Raw genomic sequence first — 24,440 nt, forward strand, 5'->3', positions numbered from 1 at the left:
TCGAGCCCCGTTGTCGGTGAGTGCGCGGCGGTCAATGCGCCGGCACGATCTCGGCCCGCCAGCCGTCGTAGCGGCCGCCGTGGCTCTCCACCGCCTCGATCACCTGGCGGAGGAACGCGGTGGTCGACTCCTCGTCGACCGCCGCGTGGTGGCTCGCGACGAGGACCTGCCTCAGCCGCAGCCGCGAGATCGCGATCTGGTAGCCGGAGGCCACGAGGACGCGTCCGGCGCGCCGCGCGGTGCTGCGGCGGGAGAACACGGCGAAGTGGTCGACCTCGCGCAGCTCCCACACCTGGTCGCCGTAGCGGAGGCGGATCTCGAGCTGCTGCGCGGCCCGCTCCTGCTGCGCCTCGAGGGAGGAGCTGCCGGGCGCCGTGACGGTGGTGCTCTCGTCGCTCATCGTCCGGTGAACTCCGCCGTCGTGCGCCGGAGGAAGGCCTCGGTGCCGATGCGCGCGTCCTCGGACGCCGCCAGGCGGGCCAGCGCCCCGGGGAGCGCGGCCGCGGCCTCGACGTCGGACGCGGCGACCGCGAGCCGGGCGTTGGCCAGGGCGGCCTGCACGGCGAGCGGCGCCTGCGCGGCGATCCGGGCGGCCAGCGCCCGGGCCGCCTCGGCGACCGTCCCGTCGGGGACGACCTGCTGCACGAGGCCGATGCGGTGGGCCTCCTGGGCGTCGAAGAGATCGCCGGTGAGGATCCAGCGCATCGCGTCGCCCCAGCCGACGGCGCGGGGGAAGCGCAGCGTCGCCCCGCCGAAGGGCAGGATGCCGCGGGCGACCTCGATCTGGCCGAAGCGGGTGGACCGCTCGGCGAGGACGACGTCGCTCGCAAGGGCGAGCTCGATGCCGAGCGTGAGGCAGGTGCCCTGGAGGCCGATGACGACCGGCTTGCTCACGGGGCGGGTGCGCAGGCCCCAGGGGTCGAGACCGCCCTCGGGCACGAAGTCGAGGCCATCGGAGCCCAGGCGGGGCCCGATGTCGGCGAGGTCGAGCCCGGCCGTGAAGTGCTCGCCCTCAGCGAGGACGACGCCGGCGCGCAGCTCGGGGTCGCGGTCGAGCTCGCCGTAGGCGGACGCCAGCTCGGAGAGCAGCCGCAGATCGGCGGCGTTGCGCTTCTCGGGCCGGTCCAGCACGATCGCGAGCACGGTCCCGCGCCGCTCGGTGCGCACGCGCGGTCTGTCGTCGCTCATCGTTCCTCCGCTCGGTCGCGTCCGACCATCTTGCCGGGTGCCGCCGACACGCGCTCGGGCTTGCGCGTCGACGGGCAGGGCTCTCTCAGGCCCCGCGGGACAGAGCGCCGAGGAGGCGGAGGATCGTGGGCAGGTCGTCCTCGGCCGCGGTCGGCGACGACGGGGCGAACGAGGTGACCCCGGCGCCCGCGAGCGGGAAGCGGGCCCGGAGGGCGTCGAGGCTCGCGACGAGGCGGGAGGCGGGCACGCCGAAGGGCACCGGATCGAACAGCCCGGCGAGATCGGCGGGGTCGAGCACGTCCAGGTCGAGGTGCACGTAGACGGAGGCGGCACCGGTCGCCTCGACCGCCGCGACGAGCGACTCCGGGTCGACGGCGTCGGCGGTCAGCACCGCGGCTCCCCGCTCGACCAGCGGCTCCAGCTCGCCGTCGTCGGCGGAGCGGACACCAGCGAGGACGACGCGCTCGTCGGCCACGCGCTCCTCGGCGCCCGCGCTCAGCAGGCCGACGCCGCGGCCCAGCGCGGCCGTGAGGACCATGCCGCAGAAGGCGCCGCTGGGGGAGGACTCGGGCGTGTGCGCGTCCGGATGGGCGTCGAGCCAGACCAGCGCGACCGGGCCCGGTGCCGAGCGCACGGCGTGCCCGATCGCCGCGAACTCGACGCCGCAGTCGCCGCCGATCGTGATCACGGGATCGGTGCGGCCCGCGAGGGCCTCGCGCATCCGCTCGGCGACGGTGGCCACCGAGGCGTAGCGGCGGATGCCGGTGTCCTGAGCGTCGCCCGCCTCGGCGGGGACCTCGAGGGTCGTGGTGGCGGAGGAGGGCAGATCGCCCCGGATCGCCTCGGCTCCGTCGACGAGGCGCATCGCGCGCGTCGACGCCGAGCCCTGCCACTGGGGGACGACGAGGAAGGAGGCCATGTCCCTCACTATGGCACGCGCGCCGGTGGCGGGTGCCTGCGCGCTCAGGCCGCGGGCAGGCCTCCGGGGACGGCCGCGGGGCGGAGCGACGGGGGTGCGCCGTCGAGGTCGACCAGGGCCTCGTCGAGCGCGGAGCGGGCGCGGTCGGCGGCGGCGCGCGCCTCGGCGAGGGCGCCGGCCGGATCGGCTGCGGCACGGCGCACCGCGGTGTCCAGTTGCGCGAGCGTCTCCTCCGCGAGGATCCGGGGTGCCGCGGTGATGCGCTCGCCGTGCACGGCGGCCAGGAGCAGCGCCGACTCGGCGCCGAGCCGGGCCGCGGTGCGCGCCGCCTCGAGCAGGAGGAGCTGGCGCTCGGCCTGGGCGCGCGGCTCGCGGTAGCCGGACACGACGGCGTCCAGAGCGGAGTCGGCGTCGAGCAGCAGGACCAGCAGCGCGGCCGGATCGTGGCGGGCGCCGGCCGACCGGGCGTCGTCGGCGTCCAGGAGGAGCGACCGTGCCGCGGCGCAGGCGACGGCCACGTCGGCCGCGGAGGCGAGCTGCGCCGAGGTGCGCAGGTCGGAGAGGGTGGCGGCCCGCTCCAGGTCGTCCCGCACGGAGCGCTCGACGCCGCTCAGCTGCACCTCGGCGCGGGTCACGAGCCCGACGAGCGAGTCGACCGCGTCGAGCAGGGCGACGGGATCGGGGGAGCCGCCGGCGGCGACGTGCTCGACGGCCTCGCGCAGCGGCCGGACCCGGCGCTCGGGAGTGGTCCCGGCGAGGACGGAGACCTCGGAGCGCGCCTGCTGCACGCGCTCCGGGAGGGACGGGCTCGGCGAGGTCACTCCGTGATCGTACGGCCGGAGTGTGACACCGCGTGACACGGCGGTTCGACCGGCGGCGGCGGCGTGCCCAGGATGGAGCCATGACCCGCTCACTCGCCATCGTCGAGGTCGCCCGCGTGCGGCCGGGCCGCGAGGAGTACCACGCCTACGTGCAGATCCTGAACGGCCGCATCCTCGCCCTCGCCCACGAGCGCGGCTGGCGGGCGGAGCGCTTCGCCGCCGAGGAGCTCGGCACGGAGGAGCTGCTGGCCCGCACGGCCGGGGCGGACGCCCTCGTCCTCGCGGGCGGCGAGGACATCGCGCCTGAGCAGTACGGCGCCGACCGCGGCTACCCGGCCGAGGGCCCCCACGCGGAGCGCGCGGACGTCGCCCAGATCGCACTGGTGCACCGGGCGCTGGCTCGTCGGACCCCGCTGCTGGGCATCTGCCGCGGCCTGCAGATCGTCAACGTCGCGCTGGGCGGCACACTGGTGCAGGACCTGGGTCCGGAGGCGGAGCACGTCAACGCGGCGGCCCCCGCTCACCAGCGCATGCACCGGCACGAGGTCGGGCTCGCGGCGGGCTCCGTGCTCGGCGGGCTCTTCGGGTCCGAGGCGCTCGCGGTGCAGAGCGCGCACCACCAGGCGGTCGACCTGCTCGCTCCGGGGCTCCGGGTCGTCGCCCGAGCGGAGGACGGCGTGATCGAGGCCGTCGAGCACGTCGCGGCGCCCCTCGTGGGCGTGCAGTGGCACCCCGAGGACCCGGACGCCCCCGCCGGTCAGCTGGCGACGCTGCTCGACGGGCTGGCGCTGGCCGCCGCCCGCGGGGAGTTCGCGCTGCCCCTCGCCGCCTGAGCGGCCGGGGCTCCCCGCGGGCGACCGGGCTCAGCGGGCCAGGCGGGCCATCCACGCCTCGATGTCGTCGGCCGAGCGCGGGATGCCGGCCGAGAGGTTCTCGGCGCCGTCGGCGGTGACGAGCACGTCGTCCTCGATCCGGACGCCGATGCCGCGCAGCTCCTCCGGGACCGTGAGGTCGTCGGGCTGGAAGTAGAGGCCGGGCTCGATCGTGAAGACCATGCCCTCCTCGACCAGTCCGTCGAGGTACATCTCGCGCCGCGCCCGGGCGCAGTCGTGCACGTCGAGCCCGAGGTGGTGGCTGGTGCCGTGGACCATGTAGCGGCGGTGCTGCTGGTTGTCGGCCTCGAGCGCCTCCTCGGCGCTGACCGGCAGCAGGCCCCACTCGGCGGTGCGCCGCGCGATGACGGCCATCGCCGCGGCGTGCACCTCGCGGAAGCGGATGCCGGGGCGGACGATCGCGAACGCGGCGTCGGCCGCCTCCCGCACCGTCTCGTGCACCCGGCGCTGGGCCTCGGTGTAGCGGCCGTCGACCGGGAAGGTGCGCGTGATGTCGGCGGTGTAGTAGCTGTCCTGCTCGACGCCGGCGTCCAGCAGCACGAGCTGGCCGGGGCGCACCGGCCCGTCGTTGCGCGTCCAGTGCAGGATGCAGGCGTGGGGGCCCGCCGCGGCGATGGTGTCGTAGCCGACCGCGTTGCCGTCGGCGCGCGCGCGTTGGTTGAAGACGCCCTCGATCAGGCGCTCGCCCTTCTCGTGGGCGATGATGCGGGGCAGGTCGGAGAGGACGTCCTCGAAGCCGCGGCCCGTCGCGTCGACGGCGGCGCGCAGCTCGGCGATCTCGTACGCGTCCTTGACCAGGCGGAGCTCGGCGATGTCGCGCTCGAGCGCCGCGTCGCGGTCCGCCTGCTCGTCGGCCTCGACCGCGTCGAGACGGCCGGTCACGGCCGGGTCGGCCTCGCGCAGCACGGCGAGGGGGACGCCGTCGTGCGCGTCGAGGACGGCGTCGAGCTCGGCGATCCCGCGGGTGGTGAGGCCGAGATCGCTCGCGACCTGCGCGAGCGACGGACGCGGCCCGATCCAGAACTCGCCGATCTCCGGATTGGCGTAGAACTCGTCGGAGTCGCGGCCCGCCCGCTCGCGGAAGTAGAGCGTCGCGGTGTGGCCGGAATCGGCGGGCTCGAGCACGAGGACCGCGCCGGGCTCGGAGTCCGAGCCCCAGCCGGTGAGCCAGGTGAAGGCCGAGTGCGCGCGGAAGGGGTAGTCGGTGTCGTTGGCGCGCTGCTTGAGGCGGCCCGCCGGGACGACGATGCGGACGCCGGTGTGCATCTCGGAGAGGCGCTCGCGGCGGGAGGCGGCGAAGGAGGCCTGCTCACGCGGAGCGGGCAGCGGCTCGTCCCGCTCGGCCCAGCCGGACGCGATGAAGTCGCGGAACCGGTCGGAGCCGGGGGTCGTGGAGCGGTTCGCCGTGGCGCGGGGGCGCGGGGCGGCGGCGGGGTCGGGCGTCTGAGCGGCGGTCCGCTCCTCCGTGTTCGTCATGGCCTCCATTGTCCTCCTCCGCACGGCCACGGGGCCCGCCGACGGCCGGGCGGGGGAGGAGTGCGGGAAGTCGGGGTCTGTGGAGGAGCGTCAGGACGCGTCCTTCACCATCCCGCGGACCGAGAGCTGGACGACCAGCGGCCGGTGGTCGCTCCCGGCCTCGTCGCGGTCGTCGACGACCTGGTAGCCCGAGACCTCCCAGCGTCCCGAGAAGAGGACGTGGTCGATCGGGGCGCCGAGCGCGGGCGGGACCGAGGCCGGCCAGGTGCCCAGGGCGCCGCCGCCCGCGACGGTCCCCGCGTCGCGGCAGCCGCCCAGCGCGGCCGAGCCCGGCAGCCCGGTCCAGTGGTCGACGGTGGAGTTCAGATCGCCGAGGACCACGACGTCCTCCTCCGCGGAGCAGAGCGCGGCGACCGAGAGCAGATCGCTCCGCCACTCCGCCAGGCGCGAGGGGATCGGCGCCATGGTGTGCACGGCGGCGAGGACGGGGCGCTCGGGAGTGTCGGGGCGCGCGACGAGAGACGGCGTCGATCCGGTGACGATCGCGGCGGTGTCGACGCTGTACCCGCCGAGCGAGGGGGAGAGCAGCAGGGCCGCCCCGTCGTCGGCGCCCGACCCGGCGTAGTGGAGGGTCATCGACATCCCCTGGGCGCTCAGCGCGTTCACGACGTCCTGCGCGTGCTTCTGCGAGACCTCGAGGAGGGCGATGCCGTCGACCGCGCTCTCCCGGGCGAGCGAGGCGATCGTGTCGACGGGCACGCCGTCGTGCAGCACGTTCCAGGTCGCGAGGCGCACGTCGGCGAGGCGGTGGGCCCGCGGAGCAGCGGAGTCGTAGCCCCGCGCTCCCTGCACTCCCGCGAGCACGAGGGCGAAGACGACGCCGAGCGCCGCGAGGGCCAGCGCGAGGCGCCTGACCGGAGCGACGAGGACCGCGATCACGACCAGGACCGCGGCGAGCCCGACGGCCGCCGCTCCCGTCGCGAGCCGGAACGGCACCAGCTGGGCGAAGGGGGCCTCGCGGGCGATCCCGAAGAAGCCGGGCGCCGCGACCACCAGCAGAGCGATCGCCACGATCACCGCCACCGCGGTCTTCACCAGTCTCGTCCCCATCGCGGCCCAGGCTACTAGGGCATCGGAGGGCTCGCAGGCGGCGCGTCTACGATGAGCGCATGCATGTCGACGGGGGCCGTTACGACCTCCACACCCACTCCGTCGTCTCCGACGGCACCGAGGCTCCGGCCGTCCTGGTGCGGGCCGCGGCCGCGGCCGGGCTCACCGGAGTGGCGCTGACCGACCACGACACGACCGGTGGCTGGGCCGAGGCGCTCGCCGCGGCCGAGGAGGCCGGGATCGACCTGCTGCCCGGCATGGAGCTCTCCTCCCGCGTCGGCTGGGCGAGTGTCCACGTCCTCGCGTACCTCGTCGATCCGACGGACCCGGGGCTCGTGGCCGAGACCGCGCGCATCCGGTCGGCCCGCACGCATCGAGCGGAGGCGATCGTCACCGCGATCGCGGCCGACTACGACCTCACCTGGGACGACGTCCTCGCCCAGACCAGCCCGGGCACGACCATCGGGCGTCCGCACATCGCCGACGCGCTCGTCGCGCGCGGCCTGGCCACCGACCGCTCCGCCGCCTTCGCGGGGATCCTCGACTGGCGCGGCGGCTACTACCGCCCGCACTACGCGCCCGATCCGGTCGACGCCGTGCGCCTGGTCCGCGCGGCGGGCGGGGTCCCGGTCATCGCCCATCCGGCCGCGAGCGCGCGCGGGATCGCGGTCGAGTCGATCCTCCCGCAGCTCGTCGACGCCGGCCTCTTCGGCCTCGAGGTCGAGCACCGCGAGAACACGGCCGACGGCAAGCGCCGCCTGCGCGAGCTCGCCGAGCGGTACTCGCTCGTCACCACGGGCTCGAGCGACTACCACGGCACGGGCAAGCCCAACCGCCTGGGCGAGAACACGACCGCGCGCGCGACCGTCGACGCGATCCGCTCCTCCGCCCGCTGAGTCACGGAGAGCCGCGGACACCGCTGGGAGGCGGACACCGCTCGGACGCGGAGGCCGCAGGACGCGGACACCGCTGAGTCGCGAAGACCGCTGAGAGGGGCGACCCGTCGGGACCCGGCGACCCGTCGGGACGTGGAGACCCGCTGAGACGCGGAGAGCCCGCCCTCCCGCGACGGATCGCGAGGGGACGGGCTCGGGGGCGCTGAGGCTCAGGCCTGGGCGTCGGGGCGCGGGGCGCGGCGGCGGGACCGGGTGCGGCGGCGCGGCTCGCTGTTGCCGTCGTGGTGCTCCTTGCTCTCGCTCGAGGGAGCGGGGCCGGTCTGCTGCGGAGCGGTCGAGTCGGCGGAGTCGGAGCGGGTGCGGCGACGCGGCGGCCGGTCTCCCCGCTCGGAGCGCTCGCCGCGGTCGGAGCGCTCGCCCCGGTCCGGTCGGGCGTCGGCCTTCGCCTCGGCGGGGATCGGGGTCGGCTTCAACCGGCCCTTGGTGCCCGCGGGGATGTCGAGGTCGGTGTAGAGGTGCGGCGACGACGAGTACGTCTCGACCGGGTCGGGCTGGCCGAACTCCAGCGCCCGGTTGATGAGGGCCCACTTGTGCAGGTCCTCCCAGTCGACGAAGGTCACCGCGATGCCGGTCTTGCCCGCGCGCCCGGTGCGGCCGACGCGGTGCAGGTAGGTCTGGTCGTCGTCGGGGATCGTGTGGTTGATCACGTGGGTGACGTCGTTCACGTCGATGCCGCGCGCGGCGACGTCGGTGGCGATCAGGATGTCCTTCTTGCCGGCCTTGAACGCGGCCATCGCGCGCTCGCGCTGCTCCTGGTTGAGGTCTCCGTGCACGGCCGCCGCGTTGAAGCCGCGGTCGTTGAGCTCCTCGACGATGCGGGCGGCGGCGCGCTTCGTGCGGGTGAAGATGACGGTCTTGCCGCGGCCCTCGGACTGCAGGATGCGCGCGATGACCTCGTCCTTGTCGAGCGAGTGAGCCCGGTAGACGATGTGCTTGATGTTCGCCTGCGTGATGCCCTCGTCGGGGTCGGTCGCGCGGATGTGGATGGGCTTGTTCATGAAGCGGCGCGCGAGGGCGACGATCGCGCCCGGCATCGTCGCCGAGAAGAGCATCGTGTGGCGGGTGGGCGGCGTCTGCGCGAACAGCTTCTCGATGTCCGAGAGGAAGCCCAGGTCGAGCATCTTGTCGGCCTCGTCGAGGACCATCACCTGCACGTTGGCGAGCGAGAGCAGGCGCTGCCCGGCGAGGTCGAGGAGGCGGCCGGGCGTGCCGACGACGATCTGCGCGCCGGCCTTCAGCTGCTCGATCTGGCCCTCGTAGGCCTTGCCGCCGTAGATGGAGACGATCTTGGTCGGCCGGTTGGAGGCGGCCAGCTCGATGTCCTCGGTGACCTGCACGGCGAGCTCGCGGGTCGGGACGACGATGAGCGCCTTGACGCCCGGCTCCGGGTCGGTGCCGAGGGCCTGGATGAGGGGGAGGCCGAAGCCGAAGGTCTTGCCGGTGCCGGTCTTGGCCTGGCCGATGATGTCCTGCTTCTGCAGGGCCAGGGGGATCGTCTGCTCCTGGATGGGGAACGGCTCGAGGATGCCCTTGGCGGCGAGTGCGGCGACGATGTCGTCGTCGATGTTCAGATCGGAGAAAGTCACGGAGTGAAGCGCCTGTCGTGTCGAACGGTCTACGCCCCTGTACGACTCCGGGCGCAGGGTCACCGATCCAGCGCCGGTGACATCCCGGCGAGTCTACTGCTCCCGGCCGCGTCGGCCCCGGAACCGCGCTCCTCCGGCGCCCTATGCTGAGGAAATGGCTGCCTGGTTCCGACGTCGACGTCCCCTGCTCGACGTGCCCCGCCTGACGCCGCGGGGGGAGTCGAGCCAGAAGCGCGACCGCGTCGACCTCGCAGACCTCACCCCCGAGGTCCTGCCCTACCTCGGCCAGGTCGCCTACCTCCAGCTCGCGGTGTTCGAGGTGCTGGCCCGCGCCGTCGCCGAGACCGACGACCTCGCGGACAAGGAGGCCATCTCCTCCGCCGCCGGCACGGCGCTCGCGAAGCACCACGCCGTCGTCGCCGAGCTGCGCCGCCGCGACGTCGAGCCCGGCGAGGCCATGGCGCCCTTCCGCCCCGCGATCGACACCTTCGAGCGCCTCACCCGCGGCGCCGACCTGCACGAGACGCTGCTCTCGGCGTACATCACGGCGGGCCTGCTCGACGACTTCTTCATCCGCCTCACCGGCGGGCTGCCCACGGACGTCGGCCCGCGCATCGCGCAGACCCTCGGCGCCGACACGGGCGTCGAGGGCGTGATCGCGATCCTCCGCCGCGAGATCGCCGCGGACGAGCGCCTCGGCTCGCGCCTGGCCGTCTGGGGCCGCCGCCTGGTGGGCGACACCCTCCTCGTGGCGCGCTCCGCGCTGATGGGGTCGGGCAACCACGACTCCGACGAGTCGCGGATCGAGCCGGTGTTCACCGAGCTCATCGCCTCGCACACGCGGCGGATGGACGCGCTGGGGCTCACGGCCTGACCGTCGCCGCGCCGGACTCCGGGAACGACGGAGGCGCGGAAGTCCGAGGACTCCCGCGCCTCCGGCTCGGATCAGGGGGCGACGCGTCCCGAGAGCATCGCCTGCAGGGACGCCTCGTCGCGGCGGGCGCGGCTGCGCCCGAGCAAGAGGCCGACCGGGACGACGACCACGGCGGTCGCGACGAGGGACAGGACCCAGATCAGGCCGCCGTCCCACGGCAGGCCCGCCCAGGTCAGCGCGACCCAGACGACCGCGGCGACCAGGCCGCCGATCGCCGGGACCAGCACGGAGCCGTGCAGGTGCCGGTGCGGCAGCCCGTAGCGCGCGGCGAGACCGATCAGGACCCCGAACAGGGTGATGAAGAGGAGCTCCACGACGTGTCCGCCCGGGAGGCTCTACGCGACGAAGCCGACGCGGCGCGACTCCTCGGAGCCGACCTCGACGAAGGCGATGGTGGCGGTCGGGACGATGTAGATCTTGCCCTTCTCGTCGCGGAGGCGGAGGACGGCGGTGCCGGCCTCGAGAGCGGTGGTCACCGTCTTCTCGACCTCGGTCACGGACATCGACGACTCGAAGTTGAGCTCGCGCGGGGTGTTGACCATTCCAATACGGATTTCCACCAGCAGTGCCTTTCGGGAGGGGACGAGGCTGTCAGGATACGGGACCGCGCTCGGACGACCGCGCCGGTTTCGCGGTGAGCGGAGCGGGCGGCCGGGGCTCCCGGCGGGGACGGGCGGGAGTGTCGGACCCGGTGGCTACCGTGGTCGTGTGACCGCTCCCGCGACCCCCGCTCCCTCCACCGCAGCCTCCGTCGGCGAGGCGCTCCCGGGCGAGCCCGCGGTCGTGCTGGACGACTCCCAGCGCGCGGTGCTCGCCCTGCCCGAGGGGCGCAGCGCCGCCGTGCTCGGGGCGCCGGGGACGGGCAAGACCACGACGGTCGTCGAGCTGGTGGCCGAGCGCGTCCTCGAGCGGGGCTACCCGCCCGAGTCGGTCGTGGTGCTCGCGGCCAGCCGCACCGCCGCCAGCGCCCTGCGCGACGTGCTCGCCCTGCGCCTGGGCGTGCCGACCCGGGGCCCGCTCGCCCGGACCGCGACCTCGCTCGCGTTCGAGGCGGTCACCTCCTCCGCGAAGGAGCGCGGCTTCGAGCGGCCGACCCTCCTGACCGGCGGCGAGCAGGACGCCCTCCTCTCGGAGCTCGTCGAGGGCCACCTCGAGGAGGGGACCGGCCCGCGGTGGCCGGAGGAGTTCAGCCCCGAGGTGCTGAGGCTCCGGACCTTCCGGACCGAGCTCCGGGAGTTCGGGATGCGGGCGACCGAGCACGGGCTCGACTCGGACGCGATCCGCGCCCTCGGAGTCGACGCCGAGCGCGGCGAGTGGAGCGCGGCGGCGGACGTGCTCGATGAGCTGCGCGAGGTGGTCGAGTGGATGGCGCCCCAGGCGGGCACCCGACTGGACGCGGCGGAGTTCGCGGCCTACGCGGCCGAGGCGATCCGCGCGGGCGAGGGCGGCGAGCGGATCGACACGCTGCGCCTCGTCGTCGTCGACGACCTCCAGGAGGCGAGCGAGTCGACCCTCGTGCTGCTGCGGGCGCTGACGGAGCGCGGGGCGACCGTGATCGCACTGGGCGACCCGGACGTGGCGACGAGCGCCTACCGCGGCGCGGCCTCCGACACGCTCGGCCGGTTCGCCGCGAGCATCGGCGCGGCCGACGTGGAGACGCTGGTGCTCGCGCGGGTGCACCGGCATTCGGCCGGGCTGCGGGCGGTCGTGTCGGCGGCCACTGAGCGCATCGGCACCGCGGCGGCCGGACGGCAACGGGCGGCGGTCGCGGCTCCCGCCCCCGAGGCGGGCCCGGCGCCCGTGCTGGTGCTGCACGCCCCGACGGCGGCACGCGAGGCGGCGACGGTGGCGCGACTGCTGCGCGAGCGGCGGCTGCGCGACGGAGTGCCGTGGCGGCGGATGGCGGTCGTCGTCCGCTCCGGAGCCGCGGTCCAGCCGCTGGTGAAGGCGCTCGCCGTGGCGGAGGTGCCGACCCGCTCGGTGCTCGCCGGGCGGGCGCTGCGCGACGACCACGCTGCCCGGGCGCTGCTCGTGCTGGTCGGAGTCGCGATCGGCGAGCGGCCCCTCGACGCGGAGCTCGCGGCGGAGCTGCTGCTCGGCCCGTTCGGCGGGGTGGACCGGCTGGGGCTGCGCCGGCTCCGGCTGGCGCTCCGGGCGGAGGAGCTCGCCGGCGGCGGCATCCGCGCGAGCGATCCGCTGCTGGTCGAGGCCCTCGCCGCGCCCGGCCGCTTCGCCACCATCGATTCCGCTCCCGCCCGGCAGGCCGAGCGGCTGGCCGTGACGATCGACCGGGTCCGCCGCCTGCACGAGGTGGGGGGCTCGATCGAGGAGCTCCTCTGGTCGGCGTGGGAGTCCAGCCGTGTCGCCTCCTCCTGGCGCGAGCTCGCTCTCGGCACCGGCCTGACCGCCGCCGAGGCCAACCGCAACCTCGACGGCGTGGTCGCTCTCTTCAGCGCCGCGCGCCGGTTCGTGGAGCGGGCGACGGGGCACTCCGCGGTCGGCTTCGTCACCGAGATCCTCGAGGCGGAGGTCCCCGAGGACACGCTCGCTCCGCGCTCCGTCGAGGACGCGGTCCTGATCGGCACGCCCTCCTCCGTGGTCGGCCTCGAGTTCGACGTCGTGGTGGTGGCCCGGCTGCAGGACGGCGTCTGGCCCAACCTCCGCCAGCGCGGCTCACTGCTCGATCCGGACGGCCTGCTGCGGCACGCCCGCGGCGAGGGCGGCCTGCCGCTCGACGCCCGCAAGGCCACCCTCGACGACGAGCTGCGGATGTTCGCCCTGGCCGCCTCGCGCGCCCGGCGGCAGCTGGTGCTCAGCGCCGTCGCGGGCGAGGACGAGACGCCCTCCCTCTTCTTCCGGCTCACCCCGCCGGACGCGCCGCGGCTCGATCCGGCCTCCGCGGTGCCGCTCACGCTGCGCGGGGCGGTGGCGGCGCTGCGCCGGACGGCCACCACGCCGGACTCGACCGAGGCGCCCGCCGCCATCAGGGGGCTCAGCGCCCTGGCGCTCGCGGAGGTGCCCGGCGCCGACCCCTCCTCCTGGTCCGGGGTGCTCGAGCCCTCGACCACGGAGCCGCTCTTCGACGTCGGCGACCCCGAGCGTCCCGTCTCCGTCTCGCCGAGCCGCCTCGAGGCCTTCGAGCGGTCTCCGCTGGACTGGTTCGTCGACGCCGTCTCCGGCTCCACGACGAGCACGGCGATGGGAGTCGGCACCCTCGTGCACTGGGTCCTCGAGAACGCCGAGCGACCCGATCCGCAGGAGCTCTGGGCGGCCCTCGAGTCGCGGTGGCCCGAGCTGGTCTTCGAGTCGCCCTGGCTGGGCGAGCGGCAGAAGCGCGTCACGCGGCGGCTGATCGACGGCCTCGCCGGCTACCTCGCCGACTTCGAGCGCGGGGGAGGCGTGGTGCTCGGCCGCGAGCAGCAGTTCGAGCTCGACGTCCCGCCCGCCCGCGTGCGCGGCTCGATCGACCGCGTCGAGCGCGCGGCCGACGGCTCCGTCACGATCGTCGACCTCAAGACGGGCCGCAGCACGCCCCGGAAGGACGACATCGCCGAGCACGCGCAGCTGGGCAGCTACCAGCTCGCCGTCGCCGAAGGGGCGATCGAGTCGGCCGATCCGGCCGACGGGGGAGGCGCGAAGCTGCTCTTCGTGGCGACGGGCGTGCGCGGGAAGCCGTACCGCGAGGTGGTCCAGGAGCGCTTCGGCGAGGAGGAGCTGGAGCGGCTGCGCGAGCGCGTCCGCGCCGCGGCTCTGGGCATGGCGGCGGCGGGCTTCTCGGGCCTGCTCGACGCGACCCCGTTCTCGCCCGGGGACGCGCTGCGGTACCGCATCCACGCGGTGCCCGAGGTCCCGGGCGACGGACTCCTGGCGATCGACGGGATCGACGACGCGGACGACCTCGAGGACTCCGCGGAGCCGGATCCCGCTGGGCCGGCCGATCCTCCCGCCCCCGCCGCCCCCGCCGCCCCCGCCGCCCCCGACGCCTCCGCCGTCCCCGAGGAGGAGCTGCCGTGATCGACGCCCTGACCATCGCCGAGCGCCTCGATCTGCGTCCGCCGACCGCCGAGCAGCGCGCCGTCATCGAGGCGCCGCTCGAACCGGCTCTCGTGGTGGCCGGTGCGGGCAGCGGCAAGACCGAGACGATGGCCAACCGCGTCCTCTGGCTCCTCGCGAACGGCCACGCGGCGCCGTCCGAGGTGCTCGGCCTCACCTTCACCCGCAAGGCGGCGGCCGAGCTCGGCGAGCGCATCGGGCGGAGGATCGATCAGCTCGGTGCGGCGGGCCTGCTCCCGCTCGCATCCGGGCAGACGGCGCCCGATCCGTTCGAGGCCGCCACCGTCTCGACCTACAACGCCTTCGCGAACACGATCTTCCGCGACAACGCCGCGCTGATCGGCCGCGAGGGGGACGCGACCGTGCTCTCCGAGGCCTCCGCCTGGCATCTCGCGCGGGGAGTCGTGGCCGACACGGCCGATCCGCGCATCCTCGAGGTCGAGGCGGGGATCGACCGGCTGACCGACCTCGTCGTCTCGCTCGCGCACGACCTGGCCGACAACCTCGCCGATCCGGCCGCGGTCGCGGCGTTCGCCGAGGACTTCCTCCGCCTGGGCGAGCTGCCGCGCGGAGGCAGCGGTTCGGGGCTCTACCGCGAGCTCGAGAAGGCGCTGCAGGCCGTCGGCGCGCTGCCGGTGCTGACGGCGCTGGCCGAGCGGTTCCAGGAGGCGAAGGCCGAGCGCGGCTTCGTCGAGTTCTCGGACCAGGTCGCCCTCGCGCTGCGGATCGTCGACCGGGTCCCGCGGATCGTGGACGAGCACCGCGCGAGGTACCGGGTGGTGCTCCTCGACGAGTACCAGGACACCTCCGTGCTGCAGACCCGCCTCCTCTCGCGGCTCTTCGCCGGGCAGGGAGTGATGGCCGTCGGCGACCCGCACCAGTCGATCTACGGCTGGCGCGGCGCGAGCGCCGAGGGGCTCGGCCGCTTCGGCACCGACTTCGGGGGAGCGGGCCGCTTCTCCCTCAGCACGAGCTGGCGCAACGGCCGCCGCGTGCTGAGGGCCGCGAACGCGATCGTGGAACCGCTGTCGGCCGGGAGCGCGGTCGCGGTGGACACGCTGAGCGCGGGTCCGCAGGCCTCCGAGCACCCGGTCGAGCTCACCTTCCCCGAGACGATCGAGGAGGAGGCGGACGACGTCGCCGCCTGGTTCGCCGGGCGCCTGGGCGGGAGCCCCGAGCCGCCGTCGGCCGCGGTGCTCTTCCGGGTGCGCGCGCACATGGACCGCTTCGCCGCCGCACTGGCGAAGCACGGCGTCCGGTACCACATCCTCGGCATCGGGGGCCTGCTGCGCCAGCCCGAGATCGCCGACCTCGTCGCGGCGCTCACCGTGGTGGAGGACCCGGCCGCCGGCAGTGAGCTCGTCCGTCTCCTCGCCGGCGCCCGCTGGCGTCTGGGCGTCCGCGACCTCAAGGCGCTGCGCGACCTCGCCTCGTGGCTCGCGGCGCGCGACCCCGCGCACCGGCTGCTCCCGGAGGAGGTGCGCGAGCGGATGCGCGCGTCCGTCACCGAGGGCGAGGGCGGCTCGATCGTCGAGGCCCTCGACTTCATCGCGGCACGCCGACCCGGCGACGACGGGCGGATCGACCACTCCGCGCTCGGCGGATTCAGCGCCGAGGGCCTGCGGCGCCTGCACGAGGCGGGCACTCTGTTCGCCCGGCTGCGCGCCCGGGCCGGTCTCGACCTCCTCGATTTCGTCACCCTGGTCGAGCAGGAGCTGGGCCTGGACATCGAGGTCGAGGCGAACGAGTCGCGCGGGGACGGCCGCGCCAACCTCGAGGCCTTCCGCGAGGCGGTGGCCGGGTACCTGCAGACGGACGATCGCGGCGCCGGCACCGGCTCCTCCCTCCGTGGATTCCTCCGCTGGCTCGTCCTCGCGGACAAGCGCGACGGCCTGGCCCCGCGACCGGAGGACCCGGAGCCGGGGACGGTGCAGCTGCTGACGATCCACGGCTCCAAGGGTCTGGAGTGGGACCTCGTCGCCGTCCCGCGGATGGTCGACGGCGAGCTGCCCGGCACGCCGGTCGAGGGCTTCCGCGGCTGGGTGCGGCTGGGCGCGATGCCGTACGCGTTCCGCGGCGACGCCGCCGAGCTCCCCGATCTCGCGTGGCGCGGCTGCGGCACGCAGAAGGAGGTCGTCGACGCGATCGGAGCGTTCGGCGACACCCTCCGCGAGCGCAACGAGGCGGAGGAGCGGCGTCTCGCCTACGTCGCCGTCACTCGGGCGCGCCACCACCTCCTGCTCAGCGGTTCGTGGTGGGCCGGCCAGGCGAAGCCGCGCGGACCGGGCGTCTTCCTGCGGGACCTGGAGGAGGCCGGCACGATCCCGCCGCTGCCGGCCGAGCCCGCGAACGAGGAGAACCCGCTCGAGCGGGCCCCGCGCACGTTCCGCTGGCCGCACGATCCGCTCGGATCCCGCGGCGACCGGGTCCGTGCCGCCGCCGCCCGGGTCCGCAGCGCCGAGCCGGCCCTGCTCGGAGCGCGCGGCGACGACATCCGCCTGCTGCTCGCCGAGCGGGCGGTGCGGCTGGCCGGGGGCGAGCGCACGCCACTGCCCACCCGCATTCCCGCCTCCCGGTTCAAGGACATCGTCAGCACGCCGGACGAGGTCGCGGCGCAGCTGCGCCGGCCGATGCCGGAGCGCCCGTACCGGCAGACCCGGCTCGGCACGACCTTCCACTCCTGGGTCGAGAACCGCTTCGGCGTCCAGGGCGGTGCGGAGGCGGTCGACACCTTCCCCGACGAGCTCGACGACGCCGGTCCCGCGAGTGTCGAGCAGGAGAGGCTCGACGCCCTGATCGCCACCTTCGAGCGCTCGGAGTGGGCCGACCGGCGCCCGGAGGCGGTCGAGATCGAGATCCACCTCCAGCTCGCCGGCCACGTCGTCGTCTGCAAGCTCGACGCGGTGTACCCGACGGAGGACGGCGTGCAGATCGTCGACTGGAAGACGGGGCGGGCGCCGAAGGACGCCGCCGACCTCGAGCTCAAGCAGTTCCAGCTGGCGCTGTACCGGCTCGCCTACTCGCGCTGGCGGGGAGTGCCGCTCGAGAGCGTCGACGCCGTGTTCTACTTCGTCGCCGACGACCTCGTGCTGCGGCCCGAGCGCTTCTACTCCGAGCGCGAGCTCGCGGAGTCGCTCTCCTCCGCGACGGGAGCGAGCCCGCGGCCATGAGCGGAGGAGCCCGTGCGGGCTCCCGGCGTGCGGTTGAGCAGCGCCTCGACCTCCGAGACCTCCAGGACCGGGCCGGTGTCGGTCGAGAGGGGTGCGGAGAGGTCGCCGAGCACGCTGTCGACCAGCGTGTCCAGCATCGCGACCGCGTCGTCCACGATGGCGGAGTCGTCGGTCTCGGTGCCGTGCAGCAGCCAGCGGGCGAGCTCGAGCTCGGCGTAGAGCTGGGCGCGCTGGCGGATCGTGCGGTCCACCGCGCCCGCCCGCATCCGGGAGTAGGCCGAGAGCGCTGTCTCCGAGCCCGGGGCGCTCAGCAGCCAGTGCAGGTCGCGCGCCGGGTCGCCGACCCGCAGCGCCGCCCAGCCGAGGACGGCGGCGACGACGTCGCCCGAGCGGAGGAAGGAGTCGGCCGTCATCGAGCCGTTCACCACGGTCGGGTCGAACTGCCAGAGCGCCTCGTCGGAGGAGGCCGACTCCCACCGCGCGACGAGCGCTGCCGGGACGTGGCCGGTGTCGGCCGCGCGCTCGATCACCGCGACCGTCTCGTTCACGCTGTCGCGCGCGGTCGCGATCGGCAGGCCCGCCTCCTGGACGAACGACACCGGGAGCGAGTGGATCGCGCCGATCGCCCGGCCGATCGAGTCGGCGAGCCCGCTCTGCGCGGCCACGTCGTCGATGAGGACGCGCTCGCCCTCGAGGTACTCGTAGACGACCGCGCGGGTGCCGTCGAACGGCGTCTGCCCCACGCTCTCCTGCAGATCGAACGGCAGGCGGCTGCGGATGCCGGCGGTCAGCGCCCGGAGCGCGACGAGGTCGCCGAGCTGCTCCTGCTCCGCGAGCGCGGACGTGGGCACGCGCACGACGAGGCGGGCGCCCTCGCGCGTCGTCAGCAGGGCGGAGTCGAAGTCGCCGTGCGTCGAGGACGTGAAGGGGCGCGCGGAGCGGACGTCGAGGCCCTCGACGGCCGAGGTGGCCAGCGCGGCTAGAGTGAGATGGGATCTGGCCATGGTTTCCAGGGTAGGCGGCTCGCGCCCGGCCGGCCCGCCGCCACGCGCTGTCCCGCCGATGCCGTCGAAGGCCCGTGACAGCGGTCCTCGCGGCCCCCGTCACGAAATGAGCCCCGGATGTCACTGCCCTTCGCCGATCGCCTCCCGCTCTCGCGACAGGCGGCCGACCGCGACGGCGTCGGACGCTCGCGGCCCGCGCTCTTCGACGAGCTGCTCGCCGATCCCGCCACGCGCGTGCTCGTCCTGCACCACGACCGGACCCTGGTCGAGGCCGACCGCCTCCTCCTGCGCCGACCCGAGGACGTGACCGCCGGCACTCTCCGGATCTACCTCGGCCGCACCACCGCCGAGGCCCTTGGCGAGCCGGTCGGCACCCCCGTCATCGCGACCGTCCTCACCGATGCGGCCGCCGCCGAGCTCGAGCCCGACGAGGAGCGGTGGAGCGGCCTGCGCCCCATCGCCGAGCGCCTGAGCGACCGCGACGCGGGCCTGTTCACCGAGGCCCTCGCGATCGCGAACTGGCACGCCTCGCACGGCTACTCGCCCCGCAACGGCGACCCCACCGTCGTCGAACAGGGCGGATGGGTCCGCCGCTCGCCCACCGACGGCAGCCAGGTCTTCCCGCGCACCGACCCGGCGATCATCGTCTGCGTGCTCGACGCGGACGACCGCCTCCTCCTCGGCTCGAACGCGATGTGGGGCACCGGCCGCTTCTCCCTGCTGGCCGGCTTCGTCGAGCCGGGCGAGTCGCTCGAGGCCGCCGTGATCCGCGAGATCGGCGAGGAGTCGGGCATGCGCGTCGTGGACCCGCAGTACCTCGGCTCGCAGCCCTGGCCCTTCCCCGCTTCCCTCATGGTCGGCTTCACCGCCCGCCTCGCCGACGACCAGTCCCCGGAGGACCTGCTCCCGGACGGCGAGGAGATCGTCGAGCTGCGCTGGTTCACCCGGAAGCAGCTGCACGACTCGCTCGAGTCCGTGCTGCTGCCCGGCCGGTCGTCCATCGCCCGCGCGATGATCGAGGACTGGTACGGAGGCGAGCTGGAGAACGGCCCGATCGCGTGACCCTGCTCGACGGACTCGACGAGGGGCAGCGCGAGGCGGCGGAGGCGCTGCTGGGGCCGGTCTGCGTCCTCGCGGGCGCGGGCACGGGCAAGACCCGGACCATCACGCACCGCATCGCTCACGGAGTGGCGACCGGCGTCTACACACCGGGTCGCGTCATGGCCCTGACGTTCACCAGCCGCGCCGCGGCCGAGCTGCGCTCGCGCCTGCGGGTGCTCGGGGCCGGCGGCGTCCAGGCCCGCACCTTCCACGCCGCCGCCCTCTCGCAGCTCGGCTACTTCTGGCCGCAGCTGGTGGGGGGCACGATGCCCCAGCTGCTCGACGGCAAGGCGCGCCTGCTCGGGCACGCGGCCGAGCGGCTTCGCCTGAAGCTCGACACGGCGACGCTCCGCGACCTCTCGGCCGAGATCGAGTGGCGGAAGGTGTCCGCCCTCTCCCTCGAGCAGTACGCTGTCGCCGCCCGCACGCGCCCCCTGCCCGGCCGGCTCACCCTGGAGCAGACCGTCGCGCTCGTGGACGAGTACGAGGGGCTGAAGGACCAGCGCCGCCAGATCGACTTCGAGGACGTCCTGCTCGTCACCGCCGGGATGCTCGAGTCCGAGCCCGCGATGGCGATGCAGGTGCGCGAGCAGTACCGCTTCTTCGTCGTCGACGAGTACCAGGACGTCTCGCCGCTGCAGCAGCGGCTCCTCGAGCTCTGGCTCGGCGACCGGAGCGACCTCTGCGTCGTCGGCGACGCCAGCCAGACCATCTACTCCTTCGCGGGCGCACGGGCCGACTACCTCCTCGACTTCCCCTCCCGCTGGCCCGCCGCCACCGTGGTGCGCCTGGAGGAGAACTACCGCTCGGCCGTGCCGATCGTGCAGACCGCGAACCGCCTCATGCGGGGCAGGCCCGGCGCCCTCTCGCTCCACGCCGTCGCCGCGGCCGAGGCGCCGGAGCCCGCGATCGACGCCTACCCGGACGACATCGCGGAGGCGCGCGGCATCGCGGCGCGGGTCGCGGCCGACATCGAGGCGGGAGTGCGCCCCTCCGACATCGCGGTCCTCTTCCGCACCAACAGCCAGTCGGCGGTCATCGAGCACGCGCTGCACGAGCGGGGAGTGAGCGCGCACATGCGCGGCGGCAAGCGCTTCTTCGACCTCCCCGAGGTGAAGCAGGCCGTGATGCAGCTGCGCGCGGCGTCCGTGTCGATCAGCGGCGAGCCGCTGTTCAAGTCGGTGAGCGACGTCCTCCGCTCGCTCGGCTGGAGCGCCGAGCCGCCGTCGGCGCCCGGTGCGGTGCGCGACCGCTGGGAGTCGCTGGACACGCTGGCCCGCCTCGTCGACGAGGCGCCCGCCGGATGGACCTTCCGGCAGTTCACCGACGACCTGATCGCGCGCCAGCAGGTGCACCACGAGCCGGACCGCGGCGCGGTCACCCTCGCGACGCTGCACTCGGCGAAGGGCCTCGAGTGGGAGTCGGTGCACCTCATGGGCCTCGCCGAGGGCCTGCTGCCGATCTCGTACGCCGCCGGCCTCGAGGCGATCGACGAGGAGCGGCGCCTCCTCTACGTCGGCATCACCCGGGCCCGCCGGCGCCTGCGCCTCTCGTGGGCGCGCTCGACGGTCGGCCGCGTCACGCGGAGGGAGCCGTCGCGCTTCCTCGAAGAGCTCGGCACGCGCACTCGGGGTGCGGCTCCCGCTCCCGCACGGTGAAGGCTCCGGAGGCGTCGCTGTAGATCCGCTCGGCCCCGCGCAGCCCGCGCCAGCCCGCGAGGAGCCGCCGCAGCACGGCGTCGGCGGCCGCCACGGCGATCGCCGCGCTCGCGAGGGGCGTGCGGGTGGGAGCCGTGCGGCCGAGCACCTGGATCACGAGGCGCGCGCGATCCGGGTCGAGGTCCAAGCGGTCCCGCTCGGCGCAGTGCAGGCACGGTCCGGATCCCGGCTCCACCAGCGGCCCGAGGCTCACCGACTCGTCGCCGAACACGACCGCCAGGTGCGGCACGTCAGCCGCGAGCCAGTGCGCGGCGCGGGCGGGAGCGACGGCGAAGTCGGCGATCAGCACGGCGAGGTCGGGCGTCCCGTCGTCGGCGAGCAGCGAGCAGCCCTCGCTCCGGAGCAGCGTGCGCAGAGCGTCCGGTGCCGCGCCCGACCCCTCGACGACGACCCGCGGCGCCGGAGGCGGGCCGGGCTCGACGCTGCGCAGCAGGACCGGCCGGAGCGCCTCGAGCACCTCGTCGACCCGCGCCTCGCTCGCCCCGGCGCGCGTCGCGATCAGGCGGACGGTGCCGGCGCTGGTGCCCACGCGCAGGGCGTCGAGCAGGAGCTCCTCCGGGTAGCCCACGCCGTCCAGGACCGCGTGCGGCCGGTCGAGGCCGAGCTGCACCGCGGTCGCGGAGCGCCAGAGCAGGGGGAGTCGGGGATCGAGCCGGAGCACCATCCGGAGATCATGGCCGAGACCGGCCCGGCGCCGCGCGAGTTGTCCACAGGCGGGCGCCGGACGGGGATCAGACCGGGCGGTCGCCCGTGGGGGAGGAGCCGCGGTCGTCGTCCTCCGGCGATCCGGGGTCGTCGGTCGTGTCCGAAGGGTCTCGTCCGGCGATGCCGCCCTCGCGCGGCGTCGTGCCGTTCAGCAGGTCCTCCAGCGCGCGGTCCATCTCGTCGGGCTCCGGAGTCTCGCCGCGGGCCTCGGCCGAGAGCCGGGCGACGAGCGCGCTCGGATCGTCCAGGTCGTCCGATCCGGGGAGCAGGTCGGGGTGCGACCAGAGGGAGTCGCGGGCCTCGGGCCCGACGGCGTCGGTCACGGCCTGCCACATCGCGGCGGCCTCGCGGAGGCGGCGCGGGCGCAGCTCCAGGCCGACGAGGGTCGCGAACGCCGACTCGGCCGGTCCGCCGGAGGCGCGGCGGCGGCGGACCGTCTCGGCGATCGCCCCGGCGCTGGGCAGGCGCGTGGTCGCCGCCGCGGTGACGACGTCGACCCAGCCCTCGATGAGGGCGAGGACGGTCTCGAGGCGGCTGTGCGCGGCGAGCTGCTCCTCCGTCTTCGGCGGGATGAGCGCGCCGGAGGTCATCGCGTCGCGCAGCTCCTCGGGGTTCGAGGGGTCGAAGCCCTCGGCCAGCTCCTCGAGGCGCGTGGTGTCGATGCTGATCCCGCGCGCGAAGTCGGTGATCTGCGAGATGAGGGCGAGGCGGAGCCACTTGCCGTGGCGGAAGAGGCGGGCGTGCGCGAGCTCGCGGACCGCCAGGTAGAGCTGCACCTGGTCCAGCGGGATGTCGAGGCCCTCGCCGAACGCGGCGACGTTCTGCGGCAGGATCGCCGCGTCGTTCTCCTCCAGCAGCGGGATGCCGATGTCGCCGCCCGAGACGACCTCGGCGGCGAGCTGCCCGACGACCTGGCCCAGCTGGAGGGCGAACAGGGTGCCGCCGATCCCGCGCATCATCCCCTCGGCACCGGCGATCATCGCCTGCATCTCCTCCGGTGCCTGCTCGCGGAGCACGCGGGTCAGCGCATCCGAGATACTCAGCGCCACCGGCTCGGCGAGCTGGGTCCAGACCGGCATCGTCAGGGCGATCCACTCCAGGCGGCTGATCGAGCGCGGCGTGCGGCTCAGCTCCGAGACGTACGCGACCTCGTCGAGCCAGAGCGCGGCGACGCCGAAGGCCGCGTCGATCGGCGCCCGCACGGAGTCGGACACCGGCGCGGACTCGGCGCGCGCGAGCTGCTTCGCCTGCTCGAGCGAGAGCGTCCAGTCGACGCCGCCGTCGCCGTTGCGCTGCATCGCGCTCTGCAGCTGCGAGAGCAGGTTCTGCAGGGCCACCGGGTCGTCGGGCAGTCCCGCCGCTCCGGCGAGCTGCGAGGGGTCGACCGGGCCGTTCCCCGAGAGGAACTGCCGCAGCATCTCCCGGAACTCGTCCTCGGAGCCGCCGCCCGCTCGGTCCGCACTGTCGCCATCGGCCATCGGGATCAGCCCTCCGTCGCTCGCGTGAATCCGGTCGCCGCACCGCTTCCGCGGCCCTGCACAGGGCACCGGTTCCGGCGCGACTCCCAGTCGTGCAGGCTACGTTAGCCCGAGCGCCCGGGGCTTCGGCGTGCAGAGCACCGCTCGGGCCCGGCCCGCTTCCGCCCGCCGCGAACATGCCGGCGGAGCCGCTCCACCCGTTGCCAGAAAGGCCCCCGTGTCGCTGTTCTCCGACGACCCGCGCCCCTCCTCCTCCCCGCGCCGCCCGTGGGTCGGACCGGTCGTCCTCCTCTCGGGTGTCGCCCTCGTGGTCGGTCTGGGCGTCGCGCCCGCCCCGTACGTGATCGAGCAGCCCGGCCCCGTGTTCGACACCCTGGGCAGCAGCAAGGACGTGCCCCTCATCTCGATCCCGGACCGCACCACTTACCCCACGGCCGGCACGCTCGACATGCTCACCGTGTCGGTCGTCGGCAACCCGCAGAGCCTGCCCAACTGGGTGGAGGTGGCGAGCGCCTGGTTCGACAGGACCAAGGCGGTCGTCCCGGTCGACGCGATCTTCCCTCCCTCCTCCACGGTCGAGGAGCGCGACGAGGCGAACCAGGCCGAGATGGCCGACTCCCAGCAGGAGGCGATCGCCGCAGCGCTCACCGAGCTCGGCTATCCCGTCGAGCAGCGCGTCTCGGTCGTGCAGGTGCCCGAGGGCTCCCCGGCCGAGGGCGTCCTGGAGGCGGGGGACGAGATCCTCGCGGTCGCCGGCACCCCCGTCGCCGACGCGACCGCCCTGCGCGCGACCCTGCAGACCCTGGGCACCGGCTCCCCGGTGCAGATCACCATCGAGCGCGAGGGGGCCCGGCAGGAGGTGGAGGTCACGCCGCGCGACTCGAACGGCGCCGCCGTCATCGGCGTCCTCCCCGGCGCGGCCTTCGACTTCCCGTTCGAGGTCGACATCCAGCTGGACGACGTGGGCGGGCCGAGCGCCGGCATGATGTTCGCCCTCGGGATCATCGACAAGCTCACCGAGGGCGAGCTCAACGGCGGGCGGAGCGTCGCCGGGACCGGCACGATCGACGCGGCGGGCGAGGTCGGCGCCATCGGCGGGATCCGCCAGAAGCTCTACGGGGCGGAGGGCGCCGGAGCCGAGTACTTCCTCGCGCCGACGAGCAACTGCAACGAGGTCGTCGGCCACGTCCCCGACGGGCTCGACGTGCTCGCGGTCTCGACCCTCGACGACGCCCTCGCCGCCCTGAAGGGCATCGCCGCGGGCGACACCTCCGGGCTGCCGGACTGCAGCACGGCCGCTCCGATCGACTGATCCCACCCGCCGACCC

At 74.9% G+C, this 24,440-nt stretch carries 20 protein-coding genes; 8 read left to right on the forward strand and 12 right to left on the reverse strand.

Features of this window, described 5'->3' with window-relative positions:
• Positions 1 to 31: 31 nt before the first annotated feature.
• From GSU45_RS05430 to GSU45_RS05445, 4 genes are all read right to left on the reverse strand, one after another.
• A complete protein-coding gene (locus tag GSU45_RS05430; RefSeq protein ID WP_159913344.1) occupies positions 32 to 400 on the reverse strand; it encodes a ribonuclease E inhibitor RraB in 369 nt (122 codons plus the stop codon).
• A complete protein-coding gene (locus GSU45_RS05435) occupies positions 397 to 1,188 on the reverse strand; it encodes a crotonase/enoyl-CoA hydratase family protein (RefSeq protein WP_159913346.1) in 792 nt (263 codons plus the stop codon). Before GSU45_RS05435 ends, GSU45_RS05430 begins: the two co-directional genes overlap by 4 nt.
• 85 nt (positions 1,189 to 1,273) lie before the next feature.
• Positions 1,274 to 2,107 (reverse strand): arginase family protein, encoded by an 834-nt coding sequence (locus GSU45_RS05440; RefSeq protein ID WP_159913348.1) that lies wholly within the window; start codon positions 2,105 to 2,107, stop codon positions 1,274 to 1,276.
• A gap of 44 nt (positions 2,108 to 2,151) precedes the next feature.
• A complete protein-coding gene (locus GSU45_RS05445) occupies positions 2,152 to 2,928 on the reverse strand; it encodes a hypothetical protein (RefSeq protein WP_159913350.1) in 777 nt (258 codons plus the stop codon).
• An 80-nt stretch (positions 2,929 to 3,008) separates the two neighbouring features.
• Here GSU45_RS05445 and GSU45_RS05450 point away from each other — a divergent pair, with 80 nt between their 5' ends.
• Positions 3,009 to 3,761 (forward strand): gamma-glutamyl-gamma-aminobutyrate hydrolase family protein, encoded by a 753-nt coding sequence (locus GSU45_RS05450; RefSeq protein ID WP_159913352.1) that lies wholly within the window; start codon positions 3,009 to 3,011, stop codon positions 3,759 to 3,761.
• Positions 3,762 to 3,791: 30 nt separating this feature from the next.
• Here GSU45_RS05450 and GSU45_RS05455 read toward each other — a convergent pair whose 3' ends face one another.
• Positions 3,792 to 5,297 (reverse strand): aminopeptidase P family protein, encoded by a 1,506-nt coding sequence (locus GSU45_RS05455; RefSeq protein ID WP_244248234.1) that lies wholly within the window; start codon positions 5,295 to 5,297, stop codon positions 3,792 to 3,794.
• Positions 5,298 to 5,387: 90 nt separating this feature from the next.
• Positions 5,388 to 6,407 (reverse strand): endonuclease/exonuclease/phosphatase family protein, encoded by a 1,020-nt coding sequence (locus GSU45_RS05460; RefSeq protein WP_159913356.1) that lies wholly within the window; start codon positions 6,405 to 6,407, stop codon positions 5,388 to 5,390.
• A gap of 59 nt (positions 6,408 to 6,466) precedes the next feature.
• Here GSU45_RS05460 and GSU45_RS05465 point away from each other — a divergent pair, with 59 nt between their 5' ends.
• Entirely contained in the window at positions 6,467 to 7,303 is an 837-nt protein-coding gene (locus GSU45_RS05465) for a PHP domain-containing protein (protein WP_159913358.1), read from the forward strand.
• A 209-nt stretch (positions 7,304 to 7,512) separates the two neighbouring features.
• Here the strand turns inward: GSU45_RS05465 and GSU45_RS05470 are convergent, their stop codons facing one another.
• Positions 7,513 to 8,949 (reverse strand): DEAD/DEAH box helicase, encoded by a 1,437-nt coding sequence (locus GSU45_RS05470; protein ID WP_159913360.1) that lies wholly within the window; start codon positions 8,947 to 8,949, stop codon positions 7,513 to 7,515.
• 154 nt (positions 8,950 to 9,103) lie between these two features.
• Between GSU45_RS05470 and GSU45_RS05475 the strand changes: the two genes are divergently transcribed.
• Complete coding sequence (locus tag GSU45_RS05475) at positions 9,104 to 9,823, forward strand: ferritin-like fold-containing protein (protein ID WP_159913362.1); 720 nt, start codon at positions 9,104 to 9,106, stop codon at positions 9,821 to 9,823.
• A 71-nt stretch (positions 9,824 to 9,894) separates the two neighbouring features.
• Here the strand turns inward: GSU45_RS05475 and GSU45_RS05480 are convergent, their stop codons facing one another.
• Together GSU45_RS05480 and GSU45_RS05485 are read right to left on the reverse strand one after the other, a co-directional pair.
• Positions 9,895 to 10,197, reverse strand: coding sequence for a hypothetical protein (locus tag GSU45_RS05480; RefSeq protein WP_159913364.1), 303 nt, complete (start codon positions 10,195 to 10,197; stop codon positions 9,895 to 9,897).
• Positions 10,198 to 10,218: 21 nt separating this feature from the next.
• Positions 10,219 to 10,443, reverse strand: a complete 225-nt coding sequence (locus tag GSU45_RS05485; RefSeq protein ID WP_104224841.1) for a DUF3107 domain-containing protein — start codon at positions 10,441 to 10,443, stop codon at positions 10,219 to 10,221.
• Between the two features lie 148 nt (positions 10,444 to 10,591).
• On the opposite strand from GSU45_RS05485, the gene GSU45_RS05490 reads away from it, so the two are divergent.
• Positions 10,592 to 13,897, forward strand: coding sequence for an ATP-dependent DNA helicase (locus tag GSU45_RS05490; protein WP_159913366.1), 3,306 nt, complete (start codon positions 10,592 to 10,594; stop codon positions 13,895 to 13,897).
• Positions 13,894 to 17,106 carry an ATP-dependent DNA helicase gene (locus GSU45_RS05495; protein ID WP_159913368.1) on the forward strand — a complete coding sequence of 1,071 codons (3,213 nt, stop codon included), beginning with the start codon at positions 13,894 to 13,896 and terminating at the stop codon, positions 17,104 to 17,106. The genes GSU45_RS05490 and GSU45_RS05495 overlap by 4 nt, the downstream gene beginning before the upstream one ends.
• Here GSU45_RS05495 and GSU45_RS05500 read toward each other — a convergent pair.
• Positions 17,043 to 18,110 (reverse strand): phosphotransferase, encoded by a 1,068-nt coding sequence (locus tag GSU45_RS05500; RefSeq protein ID WP_159913370.1) that lies wholly within the window; start codon positions 18,108 to 18,110, stop codon positions 17,043 to 17,045. The genes GSU45_RS05495 and GSU45_RS05500 overlap by 64 nt on opposite strands.
• 117 nt (positions 18,111 to 18,227) lie before the next feature.
• Here GSU45_RS05500 and nudC point away from each other — a divergent pair, with 117 nt between their 5' ends.
• Entirely contained in the window at positions 18,228 to 19,172 is a 945-nt protein-coding gene (nudC, locus tag GSU45_RS17230) for an NAD(+) diphosphatase (RefSeq protein WP_159913372.1), read from the forward strand.
• Positions 19,169 to 20,869, forward strand: coding sequence for an ATP-dependent helicase (locus GSU45_RS05510; protein ID WP_104224836.1), 1,701 nt, complete (start codon positions 19,169 to 19,171; stop codon positions 20,867 to 20,869). The genes nudC and GSU45_RS05510 overlap by 4 nt, the downstream gene beginning before the upstream one ends.
• On the opposite strand, the gene GSU45_RS05515 is transcribed toward GSU45_RS05510, so the two are convergent.
• Positions 20,790 to 21,593, reverse strand: a complete 804-nt coding sequence (locus GSU45_RS05515; RefSeq protein ID WP_159913376.1) for a hypothetical protein — start codon at positions 21,591 to 21,593, stop codon at positions 20,790 to 20,792. The genes GSU45_RS05510 and GSU45_RS05515 overlap by 80 nt on opposite strands.
• A gap of 67 nt (positions 21,594 to 21,660) precedes the next feature.
• Positions 21,661 to 23,112, reverse strand: coding sequence for a zinc-dependent metalloprotease (locus GSU45_RS05520; RefSeq protein WP_159913378.1), 1,452 nt, complete (start codon positions 23,110 to 23,112; stop codon positions 21,661 to 21,663).
• A 217-nt stretch (positions 23,113 to 23,329) separates the two neighbouring features.
• On the opposite strand from GSU45_RS05520, the gene GSU45_RS05525 reads away from it, so the two are divergent.
• Positions 23,330 to 24,424, forward strand: a complete 1,095-nt coding sequence (locus GSU45_RS05525; RefSeq protein ID WP_159913380.1) for a PDZ domain-containing protein — start codon at positions 23,330 to 23,332, stop codon at positions 24,422 to 24,424.
• The last annotated feature ends 16 nt before the right edge of the window (positions 24,425 to 24,440 follow it).

The sequence above is a fragment of the Rathayibacter sp. VKM Ac-2801 genome, from assembly GCF_009834245.1.
Classification (GTDB): domain Bacteria; phylum Actinomycetota; class Actinomycetes; order Actinomycetales; family Microbacteriaceae; genus Rathayibacter.

Bases quoted from the DNA above. Each gene is read 5' to 3' on its own strand.
- GSU45_RS05500 (WP_159913370.1), bottom strand. From the start codon at position 18,110: ATGGCCAGATCCCATCTCACTCTAGCCGCGCTGGCCACCTCGGCCGTC.
- nudC (WP_159913372.1), top strand. From the start codon at position 18,228: ATGTCACTGCCCTTCGCCGATCGCCTCCCGCTCTCGCGACAGGCGGCC.
- GSU45_RS05440 (WP_159913348.1), bottom strand. From the start codon at position 2,107: ATGGCCTCCTTCCTCGTCGTCCCCCAGTGGCAGGGCTCGGCGTCGACG.
- GSU45_RS05520 (WP_159913378.1), bottom strand. From the start codon at position 23,112: ATGGCCGATGGCGACAGTGCGGACCGAGCGGGCGGCGGCTCCGAGGAC.
- GSU45_RS05515 (WP_159913376.1), bottom strand. From the start codon at position 21,593: ATGGTGCTCCGGCTCGATCCCCGACTCCCCCTGCTCTGGCGCTCCGCG.
- GSU45_RS05435 (WP_159913346.1), bottom strand. From the start codon at position 1,188: ATGAGCGACGACAGACCGCGCGTGCGCACCGAGCGGCGCGGGACCGTG.
- GSU45_RS05430 (WP_159913344.1), bottom strand. From the start codon at position 400: ATGAGCGACGAGAGCACCACCGTCACGGCGCCCGGCAGCTCCTCCCTC.
- GSU45_RS05465 (WP_159913358.1), top strand. From the start codon at position 6,467: ATGCATGTCGACGGGGGCCGTTACGACCTCCACACCCACTCCGTCGTC.
- GSU45_RS05460 (WP_159913356.1), bottom strand. From the start codon at position 6,407: ATGGGGACGAGACTGGTGAAGACCGCGGTGGCGGTGATCGTGGCGATC.
- GSU45_RS05455 (WP_244248234.1), bottom strand. From the start codon at position 5,297: ATGACGAACACGGAGGAGCGGACCGCCGCTCAGACGCCCGACCCCGCC.
- GSU45_RS05450 (WP_159913352.1), top strand. From the start codon at position 3,009: ATGACCCGCTCACTCGCCATCGTCGAGGTCGCCCGCGTGCGGCCGGGC.
- GSU45_RS05475 (WP_159913362.1), top strand. From the start codon at position 9,104: ATGGCTGCCTGGTTCCGACGTCGACGTCCCCTGCTCGACGTGCCCCGC.